The following is a 14,306-nucleotide window of genomic DNA, read 5'->3' on the forward strand; positions in this document are numbered from 1 at the left end:
CAACGTATTGTTCAACACCTCTTTCCGCCCATTATTAAAGGAGGCGCTATGAAAAAACTATTATCCCTGTTTTTGGCCTGTATCCTGCTGCTTGGCATCCTGTCCACATCGGTCTTTGCCGCAGACAGTGTGGAAGAAGCCCTGGGCGAAGTCAACATCTACAATGGAGACTATGAACTGGGCTATCTCTCTATCAATGGAGCAGTCAAAAAACAGACATACACCTACTTTTTGTACGAATCCAATGATGGAACAACAAAGGAGTCCCCAGCCTACTGCGTCAACCCCACCACCCCCGGCGTCCCGCAGAGTGTAGGCCCTGGTGAGAGCATCAAGTACCTGGCCGAGGAAAAGGCCAGCGACCCCAAGGTGGTGGGCATCATCTCCAACGGCTACCCCCACCGCAGCCTGGGGGAGCTAAACCTGGACAACAAATATCAGGCATATTACGCCACCAAAATGGCCCTTTGGTGCTACCTGCTCCCCAACTGGAATATCGCCAATCTGAAGGTAGCCCCCGGCCTGACCGGCTCTGAACTGGACATTGGCAATCGCATCCTAGCCGCTGCCAAGGACATTTATAAGCGGGGTACGACCTACAACTATATGCTCTCTCCCCGGATGACCGTCACAGAGGACAAGTCTACGGCCTACCCCGTGACCATCGACGGCCAGGCATACTTGCAACAGGTATTTACTGTCTGGAGCGAGACCTGGGTGTACGACTATGATGTGACCGTATCGTTCTCTGATCCCGGCAGTGTTCCGGATGGCACAAAGATCGTGGATGCCAACAACAACGAGATCACCGCCGTTACCACCCAGCCCACCTCGGATGGCTACGCGGGCACATTCAAGGTGCTCTATCCCGCCAGCAGTGTGGAGGGACAGTCCGGTAATGTGCAGCTCTCCCTTTCCGCACCGGTAGCCCAGTATGCTGCCATGTACGCTGTGTGCCAGGAGAAGGACAAGTACGGCGAACTGCAAAACTACATCTGCGACCTGGACAACAATGTGCGGCTGGATGTGGCCGCCATCAGCAGTTATGCGGACGGCGGGGAACCCGGCCCGGACGAGACGGCCCTAAAGATTGTGAAGCTGGAGGAAGGGACCGAGCTCCCTCTGGAAGGGGCTGTATTCTCCATCTATGACCCGGAGGGACGCAAGGTAGGCTCCTTCTCCACCGGCCCGGACGGAACCGTGGTAATCCCCCTGACCCTTGAGGGCCACTATACCGTAACCGAGGAGATTCCGCCCCGGTATCACTTGCTCCCGGAGGAGCGCACCCAGCACGCGGATGTGGAGTATGACAAGACCGCCACTCTGACGTTCTGGAATGCCCCCTATGGTTCCCTGCGGGTGGAGAAGCGGAGTGACACCGGTGACGCTCTTTCCGGCGTCACCATCCAGATTAAGCACATCGAGACTGGCGAGACCCGGACAGGCCAGACCAATAATGGCGTAATCGTCTTCGATGAGTTGGCCCCCGGCGGCTGGGAGGTCCGGGAACTGGCTGGCATTGAGGGTTGGATCGCGGACACGGACACGGTGCAGACCGTGGCGGTCGTGACCGGGGAGGAATCCACCGCCACGATTATCAACCAAGAATTGCCCGGCCTGCGGATTACCAAATATGAGCGAGGCAGCATGGAGCTCATGCCCAATGTCTCCTTCGAGATTTTCCGGGACGCCGAAAGCCTGGGCATCTTTCAGACGGACGAGTTTGGCCAGATCCTCCTCACCAACTGCCAGCCCGGCACCTACCGGGTAGAGGAACGGAATACAGGCGGAGACAGCCATGTGCTGGATACCACTCCCCAGGAGGTGGAGTTGGAGGCTGGAGATGGCATCAAAGACCTGGTGTTCTTCAATGACCGCCTGCCCGGCATCCATCTTATCAAGGTAGACAGTTCCGACCTCTCCCAGCCTATCGCCAACGCCCGATTCCGTTTTGAGGCAGTGGATGGCAGCTTCGGGCCGGAGGAGTACACCACTTCCGAGGACGGGACCATCGACCTCTCCAAGCTCCCCGTGGGCACTTATGTAGTAACGGAACTGGAGTGCCCCGGCTATGTGGTAGACGATGCCCAGCGGATCATCCACCTGGACGGCGGTGACCAGGCCCAATTTGTGTTCACCAATTCCAAGCTGCCCTCTCTGCATCTATACAAAGAGAGTGCGGATGGGACACCCCTGGGCGGCGTCACCTACCGACTGTCCAAGCTCGAGGACGACTCTCGATATTTGGATCGCATCACCTCCAGCACAGGAGAGATCACCTGGGAGGGTCTGAAACCTGGCGTCTATTCCCTGCAAGAGGTTACCACAGTATCGGACCATATCCTGGACCCCACAGAGTATCATGTGCAACTGTTCCCCGGTAAAGATGCCACGATTTGTCTGCAAAATGACAAGCGGCCCAACCTGACCATCTGGAAGCACGACGCCGATACCGGCGCGCCGGTCCCCGGCACCGTGTTCTTGGTGAAGGGCGCGGACGGACATTCTGTGGCCGAAGTAACCACTGGGCCGGATGGTTCTGCCACTGTCTCCAACCTCATGCCCGGGGTGTACGAGGTGATTGAAAAGTCCGTCCCGTCTCCCTACCTCCCGGATGCAGACCCCCAGTTAGTCACCCTCTATCCCAATCGGGACCGGGATATGTATTTTGAAAACCACAAGCGGCCCACCGTCACCATCCAGAAAGAAAGCTCCGTCACCCATGACCCCATCCAGTACGCCGAGTTTCACATCACATGGTCCAGCAATAAGACGGAAACTGGGGAGCAGCGGGACCTGGGGACCTTCCAGACAGACGAGGCGGGTCAGATCATCCTGGAGGGCATCGAGGACGGCTGGCTGACCATCAAAGAGACCAAGCCAGCCCCCGGCTACCAGCTTCCGGATAACCCTGTTACAGAGGTCTACGTCAAGGGCGGCGAAAACAAGACTGTAACTATTCCAAACACGCCCCTGTCTGCATTGGTGGTTTACAAGCAGGATAGCGTGACTGGAGCTGGGATCTCCGGCTGCCGCTTCCAGCTGAAATACCTGGGTGGCGAGGTCAGCGGCAGCGGCGGCACTGTGATCGGCACTTACACGACTTCGGCCAACGGCTCTTTCAACGTCACCGGGCTCAAAAAAGGCTATTACATCTGCGAGGAGCTGGAGAGCGACAGCGGCCATGTAATCGACGCCGCGCCCCAGTCCTTCTACATTTCCGGGAAAGACCAGGATATTGTGACTCTCTACTTTTCTAACGCCCCCAAGGGAGCTGTTCTGGTCAAGAAGGTATCGGCGGCAGATAACACGCCGCTCTCCGATGTGGAGTTCCTGGTGACAAAATCGGACGGCTCTGTGGTGGGCGACGCCAACGGCAAGTTCGTGACAGACAGCACCGGCACTTTCCTGGTGGAAGGGGTAGAACCTGGGACCACGCTGGTCATCAAGGAAACCCGAGCCAAGCCGGGCTATCTGCTGGACGATACGCCCCAAACCGTCCAGGTCAAGGAAGGCCAGACCGTCACAGTGGAGTTCCGCAATCAACCCCTGGGAAATCTTATCATCCATAAACTGTCCAGTAAGGACAAGACCCCGCTGGAGGGGGTGCAGTTCAAGATCACCTATGCGGACGGTTCCTACCTGCCGGACGAGGGCGGCAAACTGTCCTCCAATGGGCTGTACTGGACCAATTCGGAGGGGCAGATCATCCTCTCCGGCATCACCGGCACAGTGGTAGTAACCGAAGTGGAAAGCATCCCTGGATACACCATCGACCCCAACACCCAGAGCCAGACGGTGGTGGTCAACCCGGACGATACCCAGCAGCTCTATTTCTACAATGCGCCGGTGGGCGGTGTGGAGTTTACCAAAGTCAATGAAGCAGACAAAACAGAAACCATCTCCGGCGTCACCTTTGAAATCCGCCGCGTCAGCGATGACGCTCTGGTGGATACCGTGACCACCGGGAAGGATGGAAAAGTGTTTCTGCCTCTGGAGGCTGACAACTACTATGCAGTGGAAACCGATTGCCCGGATACCTTCAAATTGGACCCCTCACCCATCTACTTCACCGTAAAGGATGGGGAGACCACCCGCAAGACCGTAACCAACAAGGCGTTTTCGGGTATTCTGTTACACAAAATCGACGCCGCCACCCGAAAGGGAATCTATGGTGTGACCTTCCTCCTCTACGACGGCAATATGAATCCCGTGGATCAGTTCACCACCGATCAGAACGGATACGCCTACATTGACACCCTGGAGCTGTCCGGCAAGGTGTATCTGCGGGAGCTGGAGAACGAGGGCTATATCGTAGACGAACAGCTGAAAACCGTCTATATCAAACCGGGCGAGACCACGGAAATCACCTGGGAAAACCGGGCCATCACAGGCCAGATCCAGATTATCAAGAAGTCCGCCGACTACAACCCCACCAACGGCCTACCTGCTGGAACACTGCTGGAGGGGGCCGTGTTTGAGATCTATGATAAAGCGGGTAATCTGGTAGACACCATCCGCTCCGACAGCCGTGGGCTGGCCGTGTCCAAACCTTTGCCTCTCTCCCGCTATACCATCCGGGAGGTCAAGGCTCCGGCCAATTACGGCGTAAATGAAACGGAACTCACCGCCTATCTGGAACATGAGGGACAGATCGTCAAATTTGAGGTGACCAACAAGAGCCTGACCACCGGCGTGTCCATTGCCAAAACCGGCCCCAAGGAGATCATGGCGGGCCAGCCAGTGCGTTATACGTTCTCCGGCATTGCCAACAACTCCAACGTCCGGCTGGACAACTTTTATTGGCGCGATACCCTTCCCGCAGAGGTACGGTTGGATACGGTGGTCACCGGAACCTATAACTTCCCCGGCACCTATAAGATCACCTACCGTGTGAACGGTGGCGAGTATCGGACCCTGGCAGACAACCTGTCCACCAGCAAGAACTACACCCTGGCTGCCTCGGCCACCGCACTGGGCCTTGCCAGCAATGAACGGGTCACAGAGGTCATGTTCGTCTTTGGACAGACCCCTGCTGGCTTTGCCCAGGTAGAAAAGCCGTACCTCCACTGCACCGCCGTGGCCAACCTGGCCTCCACCTCGTTTGTCAATGTGGCTGACGTGGGCGGCGTCTACAACGGCCAGTGGGTGCAGGCTGTCAGCCGCTGGGTGACCACGGTGTACGGCAAACCTGTCATTCCCACCCTGCCCCGGACGGGGTATTAAGCCCTTGGGGGACTCACAGAAGCTGTGAGTCCCCCTCTTTCTTACAACCAACGATTCTAATAAAAAAGGAGAAATGAACGATGTTGAAGATCACTGCCACTGGAAATCTGACCAATGATGTGGAGCTGAAGATGAACGAAACCACGGGCAAGCCCTATGCCATCCTGCGCATCGCCTCGGACCGCCGCTATCAGGATCAGGAGGGCAACCGGCTCACCGACTTCATCTCCATCAAGGTGCGCGGCCTACTGGCCGAGTTCTGTGCTGCCTATGCCTGGAAGGGCTGCAAGCTGGCCGCCTCCGGCGACTTCGAGACCATCACTTTTTCTGACGATCCCACCCGCCAGCCCGGCTTCCTGATCAAGGCTGCGGAGGTGGAGCTCCTCTCCCCCCGTCGGGCAGAGGAGGCAACCGCTGCCGAGCAGAACCAGTCCGAGTGTGAGGCCGCCTGATGAAGAACACTGGGATCATTTATAGCAGCACAGAGCACACCCCTGTTGTGCTGCCTGAGATGGCCGAGCTGCTCCCACCTTTGAGCGAGGAGCAGCTCGGCGCGCTGGAGACGGACCTCCTGAAAAATGGGTGCTATACCTCCATCATCGTCAATGAGGATCTGGTCGTCATCGACGGGCATAACCGAAAATCCCTGTGCGACAAGCACGGCCTGCCTTATCAGATGCTGGTGTTCGCCTTTGACAATCTGCTGGAGGCCAAGCAGTGGGCGCTGGATACCCAGAAGGGCCGCCGCAACCTGGACAAGTGGGAACTGGGTAAGATCGCCCTGAAGCTCAAGCCGGAGATCGAAGCCAGGGCTAAGGCAAACCAGGGTACGCGAACTGACCTTTCGGCAACATTGCCGGAAAGTTCCGTTCCTGTTGACACCCGCAAAGAACTGGCAGACTCCGTTGGACTGGGTGAGAGGACCATGGGCAAGGTGATGCAGATCGACGAGCACGCCCCCGCAGCGGTCAAGCAGGCGCTGGACAAGAAGGAACTGTCCATCAATCAGGGCTACCAGATCACCAAGCAGGTGGAGGATCTGCCAGAGGAGCAGCGGGAGCAGGCCGCCCAGGAGGCGCTGGACATCCTGAAAGCAAAAAAGGAAATCCAGGAAAAGGACGCGGAGATCGACCGTGAGGGGAAGATCGCCGGAGTCTTCTGCAAGGCGTATGAAAAGGCGGTCCTGCTGGACCCCACAGAGGAAAATGTCCGGATCTGGGCTAAATGCACCCGCATGACCAGGGACGAGATGGAAGATACGGTGAAAGAGTCTCGTGAATTGGCGGAAGTGTTTCGGACCATTGCCGACCTCATGGAGCGCCTCCTGCCGGAAAGGGGGACGCTATGACGGAAATGAGTGTCCGCCAGTGGCAGGAGCGGTTTCGTGCCGGGGATTTTTCCTCGAAAGATCGTGCCGTTCAGTGTGAGGCCGGGTGGTATGACTGGTTCTGCCAGGATGACGCGCTGGCCGGACGGCTCCAGAAGTTGAGCAAGGTGGTCGTGGGGATCACCGACCCCTATATCCTGGACCACTACTATGTCTGGTTCAAGAACAACTGCCCGCTGTCCGGCCCGCTCTATGATGATGTGCGGTTTGAACCGCTGCATGGTGACCGCAACGGGAGATATTTTGTGGTCATACGGGACAGTCCCCATGAGACCCATAAGTGGACCATCTACACGGAGCGCCATGGATTTAAACAGCCGGAATTCACCTGTGCAAACGTGCGGGATATGCTCCGCCATATCAACACCATGGCCCCGGAAACCTGGCGCGGTGATCCGCAGCCTGCAAAAGCACCGCGTTCCCCTCAAAAGAAGCGAAAGGAGGCAGAACGATGAACCGGGAAAACGCGGGTGCCAAGCCGACTGCTCCGCCCAGACTGCCGCCAGAGGCGGAGCAGGAGATCCTGGAGGCGTTGTTCGAGGGAATGGAGATCCACTCCAGCGAGATCGCCGCGATCCTGAAAAAACATGGCGTGTGCGGGGATATGGAGGCCCTCCAGGACAGCTACCGCAAACGCCTGGGCCAGCGGCTCATGGCCAGTCTCCGGGATGAGAGTGGACGGCGTGAGGTGCTGGCCAACGGAAAAGGCAGCTATGTGGTGCTGGAGGGCTGCGGTGATAGACGGCAACTCAAACAGATCCGTCGCCGTATCCAGAGCCAGATGAATGGGCTGGATCTCTCGGCACGGAAAGTGTCCGGCAGGCTGACTGTTCTGGAACGGCTGGCCCACAAGTGGAGAAGGGCTGGTTGAGATGGACGCAAAGACATTCTATGAGCAGATCGCCCCAGAACTGGACCCTGGCGGTTTCAAGCTATACTTTACGGCCCAAAAGCTGACAGGCTTTGATCTGTATGGGCAGTTCCCTTATGATGACTCCCGCGGGATGTTTGAAATGATGAACGGTCACCAGCTCATGCGCTATCTGCTGGCGGATCAGTTCCATGCGGTTCGGTGGGAGATCGTGCCTGGAACCTGCTACCAACGGGCCGTCCTTCTCCCTATCGACTGCACCACACCGGCATATCGGGCATTTGAGCAAAAGCTGTACACAGCAATACTGCAAAACTACCATCTAAATCCTCAGAAACAACATGATCGGAAGGAGCACGATACCAGATGAATGATGCAATTGTGATCGGCGTGGATCATGGCTATGCAGCCATGAAAACTGTCCACTTCTCCTTTCCCACCGGGTTAGTAGAGTACGAACACGAGCCGTACACCCAGAAAGATGTACTGGAGTACGGCGGCAGATACTATGTGGTGGGCAGCGGTCGTCAGCCCCTTCAGAGGGATAAGACCCAGACGGAGGACTACTATCTGCTTACCCTGGCAGCCATCGCCAAAGAGCTGGAGCACCGGGGTGCGGAGCACACCGCCAGCATCCACCTGGCGGCGGGCCTGCCCCTGACCAGCTTTGGCCGGGACAAGAAGTCCTTCCGTTCGTATCTATACCGGGATGGGAGCGCCATTCCTTTTCGCTATGAGGGGCAGGACTATACCATCACCATCCAAGAAGTGTCCCTGTTTCCCCAGGGCTATGCTGCCGTCCTGACCCAGACGGAGCTGCTGGACGAGCCGTCCGTCATCGTGGCCGACATAGGCGGCTGGACGGTGGATCTGATGCGGCTGGACAACCGCATCCCCAACGCTGCCTCCTGCCGGAGTCTGGAACTGGGCATGATCCGCTGTGTCGATGAAATCAGCGAACAGGTGCGCCGGCTGTTCGGACTGTCCATGACGACCGCTCAGATCGAAAGCGCCCTGCGGGGCAGCTCCGGCGGGATGGACGAGCGGATCAGAGCGGTCATCCATGCCCAGGCGGGCAAGTACGCCCGAAATCTGCTCTCGGCAGTCACAGAGAGCGGCCTGGACATCCGAGCCATGCCCGCCATTTTCCTGGGCGGCGGAGCGGCGCTCTTAAAGCGCCACCTTTCGGCCACAGACGGCCTGTGCCGCCCGCTTATCCTGGATGACGTATCCCTGAACGCTAAAGGATATGAGCGCCTTGTGGGGCAGATGTCGCGGGGTGTCGGCAATGGCAGGTAAGCGGCGGCTCAACCTTTCTTTTTCTCTGACATCACCCCAACAGCGTGATGCATGGCACATTCTCAGCTCCATTCCTGCCGGGAAACGGACAGACGCTGTGTGTCGGATGGTGTGTAAAGCCCATGAACAGGATGCCCTCCTGTCTGCCATCCGTGGGCTGATTCGGGAAGAGTTGCGCAATTTGGATCTGACAACAGAAAAAAGCCAGCAGGCACAGGCCGAGGACATGGATGAGAATGTCCTCGGCTTTCTTCTTGCCCTGCAGCAGGAAGGAGATGAGATCACCTGATACGCCATTTTGATATGTTCGCCGGGATCGGCGGATTCCGGGCCGGACTGGATCGGGCTGGAGGTTTCCGGTGCGTGGGTCACTGTGAGATCGACAAATACGCTGACGCCAGCTACCGTGCCATCCATGATATTCGAAGGGAGGAGCGATACTATCCAGATGCAAGAAAAATCGACCCCAACGACCTGCCCGACTTCGACCTCCTGTGCGGGGGATTCCCCTGCCAGGCATTTTCAAATGCTGGCCGAAGAAAGGGATTTGAAGATGCCAGAGGCACTCTCTTCTTTGAGATTGCCCGCCTGGCTCAAGCCAGACGACCTGCGTATCTTTTGCTTGAGAACGTTCCAGGACTGCTTACGCATGACCAGGGCCGGACGTTTTCTGCCATCCTCGCCACGCTTAATGACTTGGGGTACCGCGTGGAATGGATGGTGCTTAACAGCGCGGATTTCCACGTCCCCCAGGTCCGAAAGCGGGTGTTCATTGTCGGATATCTTGATCCCCGATGCGCCGGAAAAATACTTCCTGTCTTCGGAACAGACGGAAAAGCTCTTATACAAATCCTCGGAGGCCCACAGGGCTCAAGAGTCTATGACCCCGGAGGGGCCGCCTGCACACAGACCGCCGGAGGCGGAGGAAAAGGGGTAAAGACCGGGCTGTATCTGATGAAGCCTGACTCGGCGCAGTCCTGTTTTGTGGATCTGTGTATCGGCAGGCCGACACCGACTGAAAATGCCAGGTGTCTGACTGCCAGATATAGTCAAACGACACTCTGTAACCACCGTGGCGAACGCTCTGGGGTCCTGCTGATCAAAGAAGCGACTAAGCGCGGCTATAAAGAGGCGATGGTGGGCGATACCGTTGACCTGGGATATGCGGGCAGCAATACACGCCGCGGGCGTGTAGGACGGGATATCGCACACACACTGGAGACCAGCTGTATCCAAGGTATCGTGGAGCGCGGCGGACGCATCCGCCGCCTGATGCCCCGTGAAAGCCTTCGGCTCCAAGGATTTGCGGAAGAACAGATCGACAAGATCCTGGCTATCACCTCAGATGCCCAGGCCTACAAGCAGGCCGGAAACAGCGTCACCGTTACTGTGATCGAGGCCATTGGCCGCCGCATCCGGGCAGTGGATGAGGAACTGAGAGGAGCGGCAGCATGAGTGAAATAGGGCTGAAAGATCAGTGCTTCGGCGTGGAAGTGGAACTGACCGGAATCACTCGTGAACAGGCGGCCCAAGCCTTGGCAGATTATTTTGGGACGGAGCCTCGCCGTGGCGATGACTACTACGACAGCTGGTATGTGCGGGATGGGGAGGGAAAAGAATGGCGGCTTATGAGCGATAGTAGTATCCGTGGAGAACAAAAAGTGGGTGCCAGATACACCTCCACCTCAGATCCGAGGTATCGTGTGGAAATGGTCACGCCCAAACTGACCTATGCGGAATTGCCCAAATTTCAGGAATGCGTCCGCCGTGTCCGCACCGCAGGAGGAAAAGTCAATTCCTCCTGCGGTATCCATATCCATGTGGATGCTGCAAACCACAACCGGCAGTCGCTAAAAAATCTCATCGGGATCATGTATTCCAAAGAGGATATTTTGTTCAAGGCATTGCAGGTCAATGAGTCTCGGGCCTCCAGGTGGTGTCAGAAGGTACGGGAACCCATGCTGCAAAAGGCACGCAAGCTTTCATCCGAAGAAACCAAAAAACTGACACAGCTGGAAGCCATCTGGTACGAGGGGGACAACGGCAGTACAGAGCACTACAACTGGACACGGTACTATGCGCTCAATCTCCATTCTGTGTTTTACCGAGGGACCGTGGAATTTCGCTGTTTTAACTCCACTCTCCATGCGGGCCGGGCTGCCGCTTATGTGAATCTGTGCCTTGCCATATCGGCCCAAGCCATCGCCCAGCGCAGCACCGTCATGCGCAAGACGCAAAGTGACAACGAACTGTTCACCTTCCGGGTGTGGTTGGTACGCCTTGGGTTGAATGGACCGGAGTTCAAGCACACGCGGGATCATCTTCTGGCCAACTTGGACGGGAATCGGGCATGGCGCTATGACAAGGACAGCTATGATGTCAATAAGAAAAAGAAAAACCGAAGCAGTGAGGTGGCACGATGAAAATGCGCATTGAAGATACCGTGTACGAGGGTACCGGGACAGAAATCATGGATCAGCTTCGGAAAGCTGCCTTTGACCCCACGGAGTTTCCGGACACAGAAAGCTATATTTGGCAGCTTCGCAGCAACTTCATCCGCATGACGGATCAGGACTGCATTCTGCCGGATTGCGGTGTAGAAGCACAGGCGCAGACCATGATCATGGCGCTGGCGAAGATCGGCGCGCTGGAGGTGTTGGACCATAACTGAAGATAAATTGTATTTCGCCTACGGCAGCAACATCAACCTGGATCAGATGGCCTACCGCTGTCCCGCGGCCCAGGTGGTGGGGCCGGTCGTGCTGGAGGGATATGAACTGCTGTTTCGTGGCAACGCAAGCGGAAATGGCGTTGCCACCATCAAGCCCAAGGAAGGTAAGCAGGTCCATGGCCTGCTTTGGCGGATCACACCAGGCTGTGAGCGGTCTCTCGATCTCTATGAGGGATATCCCCACCTATACGAAAAAGAGTCTGTTGCTGTGCGGGATAATGCGGGGCGGCAGCTGACTGTCATGGCCTATGTGATGACGGATGGGGATCGGTGGCGCTCTCCCGCCCTGCCCTCGGAATATTATTACCAGGGCATTCGGGAGGGCTATCGCCAGAACGGACTGCCACTGTCCAAATTAAAACAGGCGTGGGAGTATTGTGCCAAGGAACTGGATCAAGAGAGCAGTAGACTCAACCGTATCTGCGGCGGGCAGACCAAATCGCCCAAGAAGCAACGTGGGAAAGAGCGATAGGGGGAATGAGCGCCACATGAAAGTATTAGTTGTAGAACCGCAAAAGCCCTGCCGTGTGCAGGAGATCGATAGTCTCGCAGCTATGCAGCGGATCGTAGGCGGAGATATTGAAGCCGTGTACCCGTTCCAAGAGCCGGTTGCCCTGGTGTGCAATTCTGAGGGAAAGCTCCTTGGTCTGCCGATGAACCGCCCGCTGCTGGATAAAGATCGCCTGCCCTATGACATCATCTGCGGGACCTTCTTCATCGCTGGGCTTGGTCAGGAGGACTTTGTTTCCCTAACGGATGAGCAGCTCCAGCGGTACAAGTCCCTGTACGACAACGTGCAGATCCTTCCTGTGCGAGCGGCAACCGGAGAACAGGGACGGATCGTTGGCGACCAACACATAAAAAAGAAAGGAAAAATTGACCATGAGAGATAAATACATTTTGACCGCGGAGTCTGTTACCGAGGGTCACCCTGACAAGCTCTGCGACACCATCGCGGATTCTGTTCTGGATGCCTGTCTCAAGGGTGACTCTTCCGCCCATGTGGCCTGCGAAGTACTGGCCACAGCTGGCAAAGTGCTGGTGGCCGGAGAGATCTCGGCAAAGATCATGCCGGATATCCCCTCCATTGCCTGCCAGACCATCCGGGAAGCTGGGTACACTGGGCTGGACTATGAGATCGAGGTCATTACCCACAATCAGAGCGACGATATTGCTCACGCTGTGCGGGAAGGAGTCCAGACTGGGGCTGGCGACCAGGGGATCGTGTATGGCTTTGCCTGTGATGAGACAGAATCCTATCTTCCTCTGCCGGTCATTCTTGCCCACCGGCTCACCCGGCTGCTGACCAACGCCAGAAAAACCGGGATGATCCAGGGCCTACGTCCGGACGGCAAGGCGCAGGTGTCTGTGGAGTACAACTTCGATATCCCCGTGCGTCTTGCATCGGTGGTTCTGTCCTGCCAGCATGACCCGGAGAAAGATCTGGACCAGCTGCGGGAGGAACTCATGGACCATGTGATCCAGCTCGCACTGCAGGAGCTGCTTCCCGATGGGGAAACGGAGATCCTGATCAATCCATCGGGGCGGTTTGTCTATGGCGGATTTGAGGCGGATACCGGCCTTACGGGCCGCAAGCTGATGGTGGATACCTATGGCGGACTGGCACCTCACGGCGGTGGCGCGCTGTCAGGTAAAGACTCCACCAAGGTCGACCGCAGCGGAGCCTACATGGCCCGCTATATTGCAAAAAACATTGTATCTGCCGGTCTGGCGGATCGCTGTACCGTCACTCTGGCCTATGCCATCGGAAAGGCAGCACCTGTGGCGGTCAACGTGGATACCGAAGGAACCGGCGAATACCGGGATGATGTGCTGGAACAGGCCGTCCGGGCAGTCTTTGACCTAACCCCCGCCGGGATGCGTCACACCCTCGGACTGGACAAGCCCATCTTTGCTCAGTTCTGCAACTATGGCGACTTTACCCATCCGGACGCTCCCTGGGAGCAGACGGACAAAGCGGAGGTACTGTGCAACGCCTGTCGCATCAAGGAAGCAGGTGTGTCGGACCGTTGAAACATGTTGCCTCCTGTTCCTTTGGTAAGGACAGCCTTGCCACCATATTACTGGCGCTGGAACATGGGGAGCCTCTGGATGAGGCAGTATACTGTGAGGTCATGTTCGACAAGGAGATCTCCGGCGAGGTGCCGGAACATCGAGATTTTATCTACACTACCGCCATTCCGGCTTTAGAACGCAGGGGTGTGAAGGTAACCGTCCTGCGCAGTGAGAAAACGTATGTGGATCTCTTCACAGGCAAAATCACCCGCGGTCCCAAGAAGGGCCTTCTGCGTTCTTTTCCCATCTGTGGACGGTGCGCTGTTCAGAGAGATTGCAAGCTGAAACCGATCCTGCGATACCAAAAAACGCTGCCGCCCGACACAGTTCAGTATATTGGGATCGCCAAGGACGAGCAGGAACGGCTGCTTCGATTGGCCGGGAACCGGGTCTCCTTACTGGACAAGTACAACTGCACAGAGGAAGACGCAAAGCAGCTCTGCCAGCGGGCAGGGCTGCTTTCGCCTGTCTACACATTTACAACCCGCGGGGGCTGCTGGTTCTGCCCTAACGCCAAAAGAAAAGAACTGCGCCATCTCTATGACTACCACCCGAACCTGTGGGAACGGATGTTAGAGCTGCAGGCCTTGCCCAACAAGGTGAGCGAGAAATTCAATCGCAGCGAGACCTTCTCTGACATTGACGCGGAGTTCCGTCTGGAAGATGCGCAGGAGAGTCTGTTCCAAAATGCTGCATAAAAAAGGAGATGAGAACAA

Annotated in this window: 15 protein-coding genes; all 15 read left to right on the forward strand. The window is 56.9% G+C overall.

Annotated elements, in window-relative coordinates; genetic code table 11:
• The first annotated feature begins 48 nt into the window (after nt 1-48).
• The 15 genes from E0E29_RS00385 to E0E29_RS00455 all read left to right on the forward strand — a co-directional run bounded on the left by E0E29_RS00385 (nt 49) and on the right by E0E29_RS00455 (nt 14,288).
• Nucleotides 49-5,226: a SpaA isopeptide-forming pilin-related protein gene (locus tag E0E29_RS00385; RefSeq protein WP_130848136.1), complete on the forward strand. Its 5,178-nt coding sequence runs from the start codon at nt 49-51 to the stop codon at nt 5,224-5,226.
• Nucleotides 5,227-5,306: 80 nt separating this feature from the next.
• A complete protein-coding gene (locus tag E0E29_RS00390) occupies nt 5,307-5,678 on the forward strand; it encodes a single-stranded DNA-binding protein (RefSeq protein ID WP_130848137.1) in 372 nt (123 codons plus the stop codon).
• Nucleotides 5,678-6,574 carry a ParB N-terminal domain-containing protein gene (locus E0E29_RS00395; RefSeq protein ID WP_130848138.1) on the forward strand — a complete coding sequence of 299 codons (897 nt, stop codon included), beginning with the start codon at nt 5,678-5,680 and terminating at the stop codon, nt 6,572-6,574. The genes E0E29_RS00390 and E0E29_RS00395 overlap by 1 nt, the downstream gene beginning before the upstream one ends.
• Entirely contained in the window at nt 6,571-7,068 is a 498-nt protein-coding gene (locus tag E0E29_RS00400; protein ID WP_130848139.1) for a hypothetical protein, read from the forward strand. The genes E0E29_RS00395 and E0E29_RS00400 overlap by 4 nt, the downstream gene beginning before the upstream one ends.
• Nucleotides 7,065-7,484, forward strand: a complete 420-nt coding sequence (locus E0E29_RS00405) for a synapsin-1 (Synapsin I) (protein WP_130848140.1) — start codon at nt 7,065-7,067, stop codon at nt 7,482-7,484. The genes E0E29_RS00400 and E0E29_RS00405 overlap by 4 nt, the downstream gene beginning before the upstream one ends.
• Before the next feature lies 1 nt (nt 7,485).
• The gene (locus tag E0E29_RS00410; RefSeq protein ID WP_130848141.1) at nt 7,486-7,854 is read left to right on the forward strand and encodes a hypothetical protein; all 369 of its coding nucleotides are present in this window, start codon (nt 7,486-7,488) and stop codon (nt 7,852-7,854) included.
• Nucleotides 7,851-8,783, forward strand: coding sequence for a ParM/StbA family protein (locus E0E29_RS00415; RefSeq protein ID WP_130848142.1), 933 nt, complete (start codon nt 7,851-7,853; stop codon nt 8,781-8,783). The genes E0E29_RS00410 and E0E29_RS00415 overlap by 4 nt, the downstream gene beginning before the upstream one ends.
• Nucleotides 8,773-9,072 (forward strand): hypothetical protein, encoded by a 300-nt coding sequence (locus tag E0E29_RS18525; RefSeq protein WP_242622319.1) that lies wholly within the window; start codon nt 8,773-8,775, stop codon nt 9,070-9,072. Before E0E29_RS00415 ends, E0E29_RS18525 begins: the two co-directional genes overlap by 11 nt.
• Nucleotides 9,073-9,086: 14 nt before the next feature.
• A complete protein-coding gene (gene dcm, locus E0E29_RS00425) occupies nt 9,087-10,238 on the forward strand; it encodes a DNA (cytosine-5-)-methyltransferase (protein ID WP_130848143.1) in 1,152 nt (383 codons plus the stop codon).
• The gene (locus tag E0E29_RS00430; protein WP_130848144.1) at nt 10,235-11,206 is read left to right on the forward strand and encodes an amidoligase family protein; all 972 of its coding nucleotides are present in this window, start codon (nt 10,235-10,237) and stop codon (nt 11,204-11,206) included. Before dcm ends, E0E29_RS00430 begins: the two co-directional genes overlap by 4 nt.
• A complete protein-coding gene (locus tag E0E29_RS00435) occupies nt 11,203-11,454 on the forward strand; it encodes a hypothetical protein (RefSeq protein ID WP_130848145.1) in 252 nt (83 codons plus the stop codon). Before E0E29_RS00430 ends, E0E29_RS00435 begins: the two co-directional genes overlap by 4 nt.
• Nucleotides 11,455-11,461: 7 nt before the next feature.
• The gene (locus tag E0E29_RS00440; protein ID WP_130848146.1) at nt 11,462-11,986 is read left to right on the forward strand and encodes a gamma-glutamylcyclotransferase family protein; all 525 of its coding nucleotides are present in this window, start codon (nt 11,462-11,464) and stop codon (nt 11,984-11,986) included.
• A gap of 16 nt (nt 11,987-12,002) precedes the next feature.
• Nucleotides 12,003-12,407 (forward strand): DUF3846 domain-containing protein, encoded by a 405-nt coding sequence (locus E0E29_RS00445; protein WP_130848147.1) that lies wholly within the window; start codon nt 12,003-12,005, stop codon nt 12,405-12,407.
• Nucleotides 12,397-13,548, forward strand: coding sequence for a methionine adenosyltransferase (metK, locus tag E0E29_RS00450; protein WP_130848148.1), 1,152 nt, complete (start codon nt 12,397-12,399; stop codon nt 13,546-13,548). Before E0E29_RS00445 ends, metK begins: the two co-directional genes overlap by 11 nt.
• Nucleotides 13,545-14,288 carry an adenine nucleotide alpha hydrolase family protein gene (locus E0E29_RS00455; protein ID WP_007491757.1) on the forward strand — a complete coding sequence of 248 codons (744 nt, stop codon included), beginning with the start codon at nt 13,545-13,547 and terminating at the stop codon, nt 14,286-14,288. Before metK ends, E0E29_RS00455 begins: the two co-directional genes overlap by 4 nt.
• Nucleotides 14,289-14,306: the final 18 nt, after the last annotated feature.

Source organism: Intestinimonas timonensis, assembly GCF_900626145.1.
Lineage (GTDB): Bacteria > Bacillota > Clostridia > Oscillospirales > Oscillospiraceae > Intestinimonas > Intestinimonas aquisgranensis.

What these genes read in the sequence shown, in the direction of transcription:
- E0E29_RS00385 (WP_130848136.1), top strand. Translation starts at nt 49, where the DNA reads ATGAAAAAACTATTATCCCTGTTTTTGGCCTGTATCCTGCTGCTTGGC.
- E0E29_RS00390 (WP_130848137.1), top strand. Translation starts at nt 5,307, where the DNA reads ATGTTGAAGATCACTGCCACTGGAAATCTGACCAATGATGTGGAGCTG.
- E0E29_RS00395 (WP_130848138.1), top strand. Translation starts at nt 5,678, where the DNA reads ATGAAGAACACTGGGATCATTTATAGCAGCACAGAGCACACCCCTGTT.
- E0E29_RS00400 (WP_130848139.1), top strand. Translation starts at nt 6,571, where the DNA reads ATGACGGAAATGAGTGTCCGCCAGTGGCAGGAGCGGTTTCGTGCCGGG.
- E0E29_RS00405 (WP_130848140.1), top strand. Translation starts at nt 7,065, where the DNA reads ATGAACCGGGAAAACGCGGGTGCCAAGCCGACTGCTCCGCCCAGACTG.
- E0E29_RS00410 (WP_130848141.1), top strand. Translation starts at nt 7,486, where the DNA reads ATGGACGCAAAGACATTCTATGAGCAGATCGCCCCAGAACTGGACCCT.
- E0E29_RS00415 (WP_130848142.1), top strand. Translation starts at nt 7,851, where the DNA reads ATGAATGATGCAATTGTGATCGGCGTGGATCATGGCTATGCAGCCATG.
- E0E29_RS18525 (WP_242622319.1), top strand. Translation starts at nt 8,773, where the DNA reads ATGGCAGGTAAGCGGCGGCTCAACCTTTCTTTTTCTCTGACATCACCC.
- dcm (WP_130848143.1), top strand. Translation starts at nt 9,087, where the DNA reads ATGTTCGCCGGGATCGGCGGATTCCGGGCCGGACTGGATCGGGCTGGA.
- E0E29_RS00430 (WP_130848144.1), top strand. Translation starts at nt 10,235, where the DNA reads ATGAGTGAAATAGGGCTGAAAGATCAGTGCTTCGGCGTGGAAGTGGAA.
- E0E29_RS00435 (WP_130848145.1), top strand. Translation starts at nt 11,203, where the DNA reads ATGAAAATGCGCATTGAAGATACCGTGTACGAGGGTACCGGGACAGAA.
- E0E29_RS00445 (WP_130848147.1), top strand. Translation starts at nt 12,003, where the DNA reads ATGAAAGTATTAGTTGTAGAACCGCAAAAGCCCTGCCGTGTGCAGGAG.
- metK (WP_130848148.1), top strand. Translation starts at nt 12,397, where the DNA reads ATGAGAGATAAATACATTTTGACCGCGGAGTCTGTTACCGAGGGTCAC.